The sequence below is a fragment of the Desulfobacter sp. genome (assembly GCF_050177295.1).
Genome location: NZ_JBFXHE010000196.1, coordinates 1 through 8,013, shown reverse-complemented (window position 1 = coordinate 8,013; position 8,013 = coordinate 1). Strand labels below are relative to the sequence as shown.

8 protein-coding genes and 1 tRNA gene are annotated in these 8,013 nt (G+C 51.8%); 7 read left to right on the top strand and 2 right to left on the bottom strand.

What is annotated here, in order from left to right:
• Positions 1-103: 103 nt before the first annotated feature.
• Positions 104-628 (bottom strand): DUF1016 N-terminal domain-containing protein, encoded by a 525-nt coding sequence (locus AB7U36_RS13995; protein ID WP_428160361.1) that lies wholly within the window; start codon positions 626-628, stop codon positions 104-106.
• 203 nt (positions 629-831) lie between these two features.
• Here AB7U36_RS13995 and AB7U36_RS13990 point away from each other — a divergent pair, with 203 nt between their 5' ends.
• The 6 genes from AB7U36_RS13990 (at position 832) to AB7U36_RS13965 (ending at position 7,242) form a co-directional block, all read left to right on the top strand.
• A complete protein-coding gene (locus AB7U36_RS13990) occupies positions 832-990 on the top strand; it encodes a hypothetical protein (RefSeq protein ID WP_428160360.1) in 159 nt (52 codons plus the stop codon).
• Positions 991-1,169: 179 nt separating this feature from the next.
• Positions 1,170-1,613, top strand: coding sequence for an iron-sulfur cluster assembly scaffold protein (locus AB7U36_RS13985; protein ID WP_428160359.1), 444 nt, complete (start codon positions 1,170-1,172; stop codon positions 1,611-1,613).
• Positions 1,614-1,802: 189 nt separating this feature from the next.
• Entirely contained in the window at positions 1,803-4,226 is a 2,424-nt protein-coding gene (ppsA, locus tag AB7U36_RS13980; RefSeq protein ID WP_428160358.1) for a phosphoenolpyruvate synthase, read from the top strand.
• A 248-nt stretch (positions 4,227-4,474) separates the two neighbouring features.
• Positions 4,475-5,851 (top strand): DNA repair protein RadA, encoded by a 1,377-nt coding sequence (gene radA, locus AB7U36_RS13975; protein WP_428160357.1) that lies wholly within the window; start codon positions 4,475-4,477, stop codon positions 5,849-5,851.
• Positions 5,841-6,482 carry an SAM-dependent methyltransferase gene (locus AB7U36_RS13970; protein ID WP_428160356.1) on the top strand — a complete coding sequence of 214 codons (642 nt, stop codon included), beginning with the start codon at positions 5,841-5,843 and terminating at the stop codon, positions 6,480-6,482. The genes radA and AB7U36_RS13970 overlap by 11 nt, the downstream gene beginning before the upstream one ends.
• Positions 6,483-6,498: 16 nt before the next feature.
• Positions 6,499-7,242 carry a YebC/PmpR family DNA-binding transcriptional regulator gene (locus AB7U36_RS13965; RefSeq protein ID WP_428160355.1) on the top strand — a complete coding sequence of 248 codons (744 nt, stop codon included), beginning with the start codon at positions 6,499-6,501 and terminating at the stop codon, positions 7,240-7,242.
• A gap of 138 nt (positions 7,243-7,380) precedes the next feature.
• On the opposite strand, the gene AB7U36_RS13960 is transcribed toward AB7U36_RS13965, so the two are convergent.
• Positions 7,381-7,527 carry a hypothetical protein gene (locus tag AB7U36_RS13960; RefSeq protein ID WP_428160354.1) on the bottom strand — a complete coding sequence of 49 codons (147 nt, stop codon included), beginning with the start codon at positions 7,525-7,527 and terminating at the stop codon, positions 7,381-7,383.
• 410 nt (positions 7,528-7,937) lie between these two features.
• On the opposite strand from AB7U36_RS13960, the gene AB7U36_RS13955 reads away from it, so the two are divergent.
• Positions 7,938-8,013 (top strand) — tRNA-Phe (locus AB7U36_RS13955).

Below are 8,013 nucleotides of genomic sequence, written 5' to 3'. Positions count from 1 at the left end.
CGGGTATTGGCGGGATAGCGGGGTATTTATTTTATTGATTGGCGGGGTATTGCGGCGGGATATATCCGTTACAGTATTTCGTCACTGATTCTAAGGTATGGCGTTACACTATTCGATTCTTACCAGCTGTCTCCGCTCTGGCCTGGGCCAGCATCCCTTTTTTATCCTTGCTATCCAAAATTCCTTCGTAAAACAGGGAGTTGATCTGCTGTTCCAATTGTCGCCGGCTCCAGGTTCCGGCCACGGTCTCTTTTTCGTAAAACTGCCGGGCTTTCTTATTCTCAATTTGCATCAGCACCCGGTAATGGGACCAGCTTAAATCCGGGTGAAAGCCGTTGCCTGTTTCCAATGGGTCACCCACAGGGTGACCTGTTGCCTGTAATTTGAATGGGTCACCCGGTGGGTGACCCATTGGGACAAGCCGGTCCGGATAGTCCTGGTAAAAGGCTTTGAAATATTTCAAATTGGTGGAGGAAGACCCTTTGCCGTACTGGGCCTGTAGTTTTTCCGAAAGCTGTTCCAGCAGCTTTTGGCCGTATTGAGCTCTTTTTTCTCCTGCCTGAAGCGCTTCAAAGATTTCTCTCTCTTTTTCATCCCAGATTTTATCAACCAGCTCGCTTTTGTCCATTTATGTCGAAGTTCCAATCGGTAGAGAATCTGTGATTCATTACCTATAATCAATTCAACCCAAAAAACAAACAATAAATGAGCATTTAATTTTCAATTTCGCCTTACATTCATTCAGTGTTGACGCATGATATTTTTTACCCTTTGACACCAACCCGTTGGTACATTGAAAGCTGTATCCTTGTTGAAAAACATCATGGATATGTGTACGAGAACTGTTTCTCGTATGACTGGAACGTCATGAAAGGATACCATGGTCTGATGCGCCTGAGCCATGTGTTCAACATTTCGGCTCGATACTCAGATCGGCTTGCCAAAGTTATTAAAGATATCGGCGTGATGAAAAATGCTTTTTGGGATTAAAAACGGTTGAAGCCTTCTCAAGGAAGGAGGCAAGATCTCCTCAGCCTGCTATTTTTTAAATTCATGCGTCAGCACTGATTTTTACCCCAAAAAGATGACAACCGGGCCGGTTTATGACAAACTGTGCCCGGTAAAAAACCAGGATGTCCGGTGCAGACCGGAACTTAAGCAGAAAGGATATGACAGTGAGTAATCTTGACGCATTTCTGGACAAGCTCCAGGAGGAGATATTTGATGAGGCAAAACAGGCTCTAGGTGAAAAAGGTTTTCACCGCTGGCGAAACCCAAAATACAACGGCCGGATGGAAAACCCTGATGGATGGGGCCGGGTAACCGGAGAGTGCGGGGACACCATGGAAATATATCTTAAGTTTAAGGACAACCAGGTGGCAGACGCGTCCTATTTTACCGACGGGTGTGCCTCTTCCATGGTCAGCGGGTCCTTTGCCGCAGAACTGACCCTGGGCAAAACCCCGGAAGAATTGACTGATATCACCGCAGACCACGTTCTTGCCGCCATTGGCCGGCTGCCGGAAGCCGACCTTCATTGCACCACCCTGGCCGCCCGCACCATCCAGGCCGCTTTGGACAACTACATGGGCACCCTTGTGAAAAAAAAGTGATTTTATGGAAATCCGCCAATTTACCACATTCCCTTGCCATAAAAGTCCCAGGGGAATACAATAACGCAGTTCTTACTCAGGCTGCCGATAAAGCGCTAACAGCCTCGTTGCCGCGAAAACATCCGGCATTTTTCTAACAGCCTGACAGATTGGGGAATATCATTAATCTGAACAAAATCGGAGGTAAAAATGGGCAAAGATACGCATAAAGATCAGAAGCCGTTAGTGGCTTGGTTTACGGACTTGACCATTGACGACGTGCCCCTGGTGGGCGGCAAGAACGCCAGCCTGGGCGAGATGTACCGCAATTTGAGCCCCAAGGGAGTGAGTATTCCCAACGGATTCGCGGTCACCGCCCATGCCTATACCTATCTTCTGGAAAAATCCAAGGCCATGGACAAGATTCGGGAAATATTGTCCGACCTGGACACCCATGACATGGACAACCTTCAGGAACGCGGGGCCAGGGTCAGGAATCTGATCCGCAGCCTGGAATTTCCAGGCGCGTTGTATAAGGAAATAGCCAAAGCCTATGCCAGATTGGAAGAAGAATACGGCAAGAACGTGGATGTGGCCGTGCGTTCCTCGGCAACGGCCGAAGACCTGCCGGACGCCAGTTTTGCCGGGCAGCAGGACACCTATCTGAACATCCGTGGCGTGGAAGACTTGGTGGACGCCTGTCACCGCTGTTTTGCCTCCCTGTTCACCAACCGGGCCATATCCTACCGCGAAGACAAGGGCTTCGACCATTTTTCCATAGCCCTGTCCATTGCCGTGCAAAAAATGGTCAGAAGCGATCTGGCCTCAAGCGGGGTTATGTTCAGCATAGACACTGAATCCGGCTTTCGGGACGCGGTGTTCATCACCGGTGCCTACGGACTGGGGGAAAATGTGGTCCAGGGCGCGGTTAATCCGGATGAATGGTACGTGTTCAAACCCACGCTCAAGCAGGGCTTCAAGCCCATCATCATGAAAAAGACCGGCGGCAAAGCCATAAAGATGATCTACACCACGGATGCCAAACAGCCCACCAAGAACGTGGCTGTACCGGACGAGGACCGCCGCCGTCTGGTGCTCAGGGACGACGAGGTGGTGGAGCTGGGCCGCATGGCCTGCGCCATTGAGGACCACTATTCGGCAAAGGCCGGATACCTTAAACCCATGGACATCGAATGGGCCAAGGACGGCGAGACCGGCAAGCTGTTCATCGTCCAGGCCAGGCCCGAGACGGTGCATACCTTGAAGGACATGGCCGTTCTCAGGGAATTTCACCTCAAGGAGAAGGGCGAGGTGGTGTGCACCGGCCAGTCCGTGGGCGAACTCATAGGCCAGGGCAAGGTCAATGTGATCAAGTCCGCCCAGATGATTTCCAAATTCCAGAAGGGACAGGTGCTGGTCACGGACATGACAGACCCGGACTGGGAACCGGTGATGAAGATCGCCGGGGCCATCGTCACCAACAGGGGCGGGCGCACCTGCCACGCGGCCATTGTCAGCCGTGAGCTGGGCATCCCGTGTATCGTGGGCGCCGGCAACGCCACCACCAGGTTGCAAACCGGCCAGGAAGTGACCGTGGACTGCTCCCAGGGGAGCACGGGTTACGTGTTTGAAGGACTTCTGCCCTACGAGATCAAGGAGACGAACCTGGAAAACCTGCCCAAGACCAGAACCAAGATCATGCTGAACCTGGCCAGCCCGGAGCAGGCCTTTGAAAAGAGCTTTATCCCCAACCATGGGGTGGGCCTGGCCCGTGAGGAATTCATCATCAATTCTTATATCAAGATTCATCCCCTGGCCCTGTTGAGGTACGAGGAACTGGGCGACGAGATTTTGAAACGGGCCATAGCGGACATGACCATCGGCTACAGCGACAAGAGCGACTATTTCGTGGACAAGCTGGCCGAGGGCGTGGGCATGCTGGCCGCAGCCTTTTATCCCAAACCGGTCATTGTCCGGCTCTCGGATTTCAAGACCAACGAGTACGCCAACCTCATCGGCGGCGCCCAGTTCGAGCCGGACGAAGAAAATCCCATGATCGGCTGGCGCGGGGCCTCGCGCTACTACGCCAGGGAATACAAGGCGGCCTTCGGCCTGGAATGCAAGGCCATGCTCAAAATCAGGAACGACATGGGGCTTCATAACGTCCAGGTCATGATTCCCTTCTGCCGTACTCTGGACGAGGCCAGGCAGGTGATAGAGACCATGGCCGAATTCGGCCTGCGCCAGGGGGAAAACGGGTTCAAAGTGATCTGCATGTGCGAGATACCGTCCAACGTCATCCTGGCCGAAGAATATCTGGAGGTTTTCGATGGCTTTTCCATAGGCACCAATGACCTGACACAATTGGTGCTCGGCGTGGACCGGGATTCGGCCCTTGTCTCCCATGTATATGACGAGCGCAATCCAGCGGTGAAAAAGATGGTCCGCCAGGTGATTGAGACCGCCGTAAAAAAAGGCAAGTACATGGGCATCTGCGGCCAGGCCCCCAGCGATTACCTGGAGTTCGCACAATTTGTGGTGGAATGCGGCATCGAGACCATGTCCCTTAATCCGGACACGGTGATCAAGACCACCCTGGCCGTGGCCGAACTGGAAAAAAAATTGGGCATATAGGACGAATCCCTCCCGGCCTCCCGGCGTACGCGCCTTGGCTCGCATTGGCGAACATAAAGGATCCGATTTCCGGCAACCTAGCTGGAATCGGATTCTTTATGTCCGCGGCGGGTTAAGTGCAGCCGGCATATTGGGGATGTTGTTTTTTACATGTGATTGCCCGGAACACAGGAATAATACGCGCTTGATAGGGATAAGATATCATGATATATTCACCCGATTTTCAACCAGTTGGACAAAATTAGGACGTGGCAAAAAAGAAAGATAAAACCATATTCCGCTGTAAAACCTGCGGAACCCAGACGCCTAAATGGATGGGCCAGTGCCCGGATTGTGGTGACTGGGACAGCCTTATCGAAGAGACCCTGGTGGTTCGGACCCCGGGTGTGGCTGGTGCGGGCAGACCTGCCATTGCAGCCAGGCCCGTACCCATTGAATCCGTAGAGATCTCCTCTTCCCTGCGTATGGGCACCGGTATCAATGAATTTGACCGGGTCCTGGGCGGCGGTATTGTGGGCGGCTCCCTGGTGCTTATTGGCGGAGATCCCGGGATCGGCAAATCCACGCTCATGCTCCAGGTGGTGTCCACCCTGGCAAAATCCGGAAAAAAATGTCTGTATGTATCGGGCGAGGAATCCATAGGCCAGCTTTCCATGCGGGGCAAACGCCTGGGATCTTTGGGCAGTTCTTTGTTTGTGGTGTCTGAAACTGATCTTGAGGCGATTCTTGCCATGGCGGAAAAAGATCAATATGACGCCATGGTTGTGGATTCCATTCAAACCGTATTTCACCCCCAGGTCACCTCTACGCCGGGCAGCATATCCCAGATCAGAGAAGCATCCATTCAGTTCATGCGCTTGTCCAAAACCGTGGGGCTTCCCATTTTTCTTGTGGGACACGTCACCAAGGGCGGTGCCATTGCAGGCCCCAGGATCATGGAGCACATGGTGGACACGGTGCTTTATTTTGAAGGGGATAAAAACCATATTTTTCGTATTCTTCGGGCCGTGAAAAATCGTTTCGGGTCCACCAATGAGATCGGGGTGTTTGAAATGCGGGACCAGGGATTGACCCAGGTGCCTAACCCGTCGGCTGTATTTTTGTCTGAACGGGCTATCGTGGCCCCGGGCTCCGTGGTCACGGCCAGCATGGAAGGGTCCCGTCCCATTCTGGTGGAGATACAAGGCCTTGTCTCCACCTCCGGACTTGGTACGCCCCGGCGCACGGTTTTAGGACTGGACAGCAACCGGGTGGCCCTGATTGTGGCGGTGATGGAAAAACGCCTGGGCATGAATCTGGCCGGTCTGGACATTTTTATGAATGTCACGGGCGGGGTCCGCATCACCGAACCCTCGGCTGATCTTGCCATTGCTGCCGGGCTTGCCTCAAGTTTTCTGGACCGCCCAGTGCACAAGGAGACCACCCTGATCGGCGAGATCGGACTTACCGGCGAGATAAGGGCCGTAAGCCATGCCCAGGCCAGGATTAAAGAAGCCGCCAAAATGGGATTTACACGGTGTCTTGTTCCCACGGCCACCATGAAGCAATTGTCAAAAACAAAAGGCATGGCCATTGAAAGCGTCAGTTTTTTAAGGGATGCTGTGGAGGTTTTGTTTGAAGGGTAAAAAAAAAACAATAAAAGGAGCAAAGCCTGCGGGCAAGGGCGGCAAAACCGGCCAGTGGGCGGACCATCTCACACAAAAGGCCAAATCCATGGGCTATCCTGCCCGGTCCGTGTTTAAGCTTGAAGATATTCAAAACAGATTTCAGATTATCAAAAAAGGGGACATGGTTCTTGATCTTGGGTGCTCACCGGGCTCCTGGACCCTTTACGCAGCAAAACTTGTGGGTGATCAGGGCCGCGTGCTTGGCATTGATTTAAAAGCGGTTGAAACAAGACTGCCGCCCAATGCGTTAACCATCCAGGATGACATTCTTAACCCCGAACACCCGGCGTTTATTGAATCCCATGCCGGTGCGTTTAACGCCGTGATCAGTGACATGGCCCCGGCCACCACGGGCAGGAAAGATGTGGATGCCATCCGCTCCGTTGAGCTGTGCCGCATGGCCCTTGACACGGCCTTGAAAAATTTGGCTTTTCAGGGTAGTTTTGTGTGCAAAATCTTCCAGGGAGACGACTTCAAAACATTTGAGCAGAACGTGAAGGCCGCGTTTAAGGAGTGCCGGGTATTTAAGCCCGAAAGCTGCAGAAAACAAAGTAAAGAAATTTATATCATAGGAAAAGATAAAAAATAATAAGGAGGCAACATCCATGTCAGGACATAGCAAATGGTCGACCATCAAACATAAGAAAGGGGCGGCCGATAAAAAGCGGGCAAAGGTATTTACCAAGCTGATTAAGGAGATTACAGTGGCCGCCCGCATGGGCGGGGGTGATCCTGGGGCCAATCCCCGCCTGCGCCGTGCCATTGACTCGGCCAAAGCCCAGAACATGCCCAAGGACAATGTGGACCGGGCCATTAAAAAAGGCACCGGTGACATGGACGGGGTCAATTACGAGGAACTCATGTATGAAGGGTACGGGCCCGGCGGTGTGGCGGTGATGGTGGAATGCCTCACGGACAACAAGAACCGGACCATTGCCGATGTCAGGTATATTTTTAACAAGGCAGGCGGCAATGTGGGTACGGACGGTTGCGTGGCCTGGATGTTTGATAAAAAGGGTGTGATTACCATTTCCAAGGAAAATGCAGACGAAGACACCCTCATGGAAGTGGCCCTTGACGCCGGGGCAGAAGATATTAAAGACGAAGGCGACAGCTTTGATGTGCTCACTGCACCCGAAGATTTTGATGCGGTCAAGGATGCCATCGATGGCGCACAGATCCCTTATGAGGTGGCTGAAATCTCCATGGTTCCCCAGAACATCACAGCCGTATCAGGCAAAGAAGCCGAGCAAATGGTCAAATTCATGGAGGCCCTGGACGACAACGATGATGTCCAAAATTTTTATACCAACGCAGATATCCCGGACGAGGCTTTTGACGCCATGTAATTTCTTCTAAAGCTTTAAATAATGCCCAACCGAAAACCCGTGTTTGGATGAAAACGAGCCTATATGCAAGGCACAAAAAAATTAAAAAATGGGTGAGTTTTCGTTCAAACACAGCCGTCATGTGTATCATGGCGACTTTTATATTTTGACCGCAGACAGCAACAGCACACGATAAGCAAATTGCGTATCAAGACGCTGGGTTGTAAAATTACCGAATCCGGCACAGGTCAAAACGGCTTTCAGATCCTGCTCCATATTCAGCACAGACTTACGGTCTGTAGCCACCTATGGGTTTAAGTCGCCTTTTCAGGCCTTGATCATCCTTTGGGCAATCGTGATTATTGAATCATGAATACTTATCGAAACACCTGTAACGATATGGGTTTCTGAATTGGGGCAATGCCAAAAATTCTCAAGTGGCTGAAACGATGGTCAAGGCCCCGTTTCAAATATCATGGCTTTAGGAACAAGGCGAAGCGCCTGCGGTGCCCATTTTAGCCCCGCATTGTCGGTGTCCTTAGTTTCATTATTCGTTGTGGGCTTGCAGCCCATGTGAGTTATACCAAAGAGGTACGTTATATATACTGCCAGATTTTCCAGTTTCGTAGTATCGTCTGAGTCAAGGGTGACACTTCTGGCAGACGAATAAGGTATTGACAGAAACTCAAAATTTGATTAATTTTAGTAAACTATGAGCCCAGGTAGCTCAGTCGGTAGAGCAGGGGACTGAAAATCCCCGTGTCAGCAGTTCAATTCTGTTCCTGGGCACCA

What these genes read in the sequence shown, in the direction of transcription:
- ppsA (WP_428160358.1), top strand. Translation starts at nt 1,803, where the DNA reads ATGGGCAAAGATACGCATAAAGATCAGAAGCCGTTAGTGGCTTGGTTT.
- AB7U36_RS13995 (WP_428160361.1), bottom strand. Translation starts at nt 628, where the DNA reads ATGGACAAAAGCGAGCTGGTTGATAAAATCTGGGATGAAAAAGAGAGA.
- AB7U36_RS13965 (WP_428160355.1), top strand. Translation starts at nt 6,499, where the DNA reads ATGTCAGGACATAGCAAATGGTCGACCATCAAACATAAGAAAGGGGCG.
- AB7U36_RS13985 (WP_428160359.1), top strand. Translation starts at nt 1,170, where the DNA reads ATGACAGTGAGTAATCTTGACGCATTTCTGGACAAGCTCCAGGAGGAG.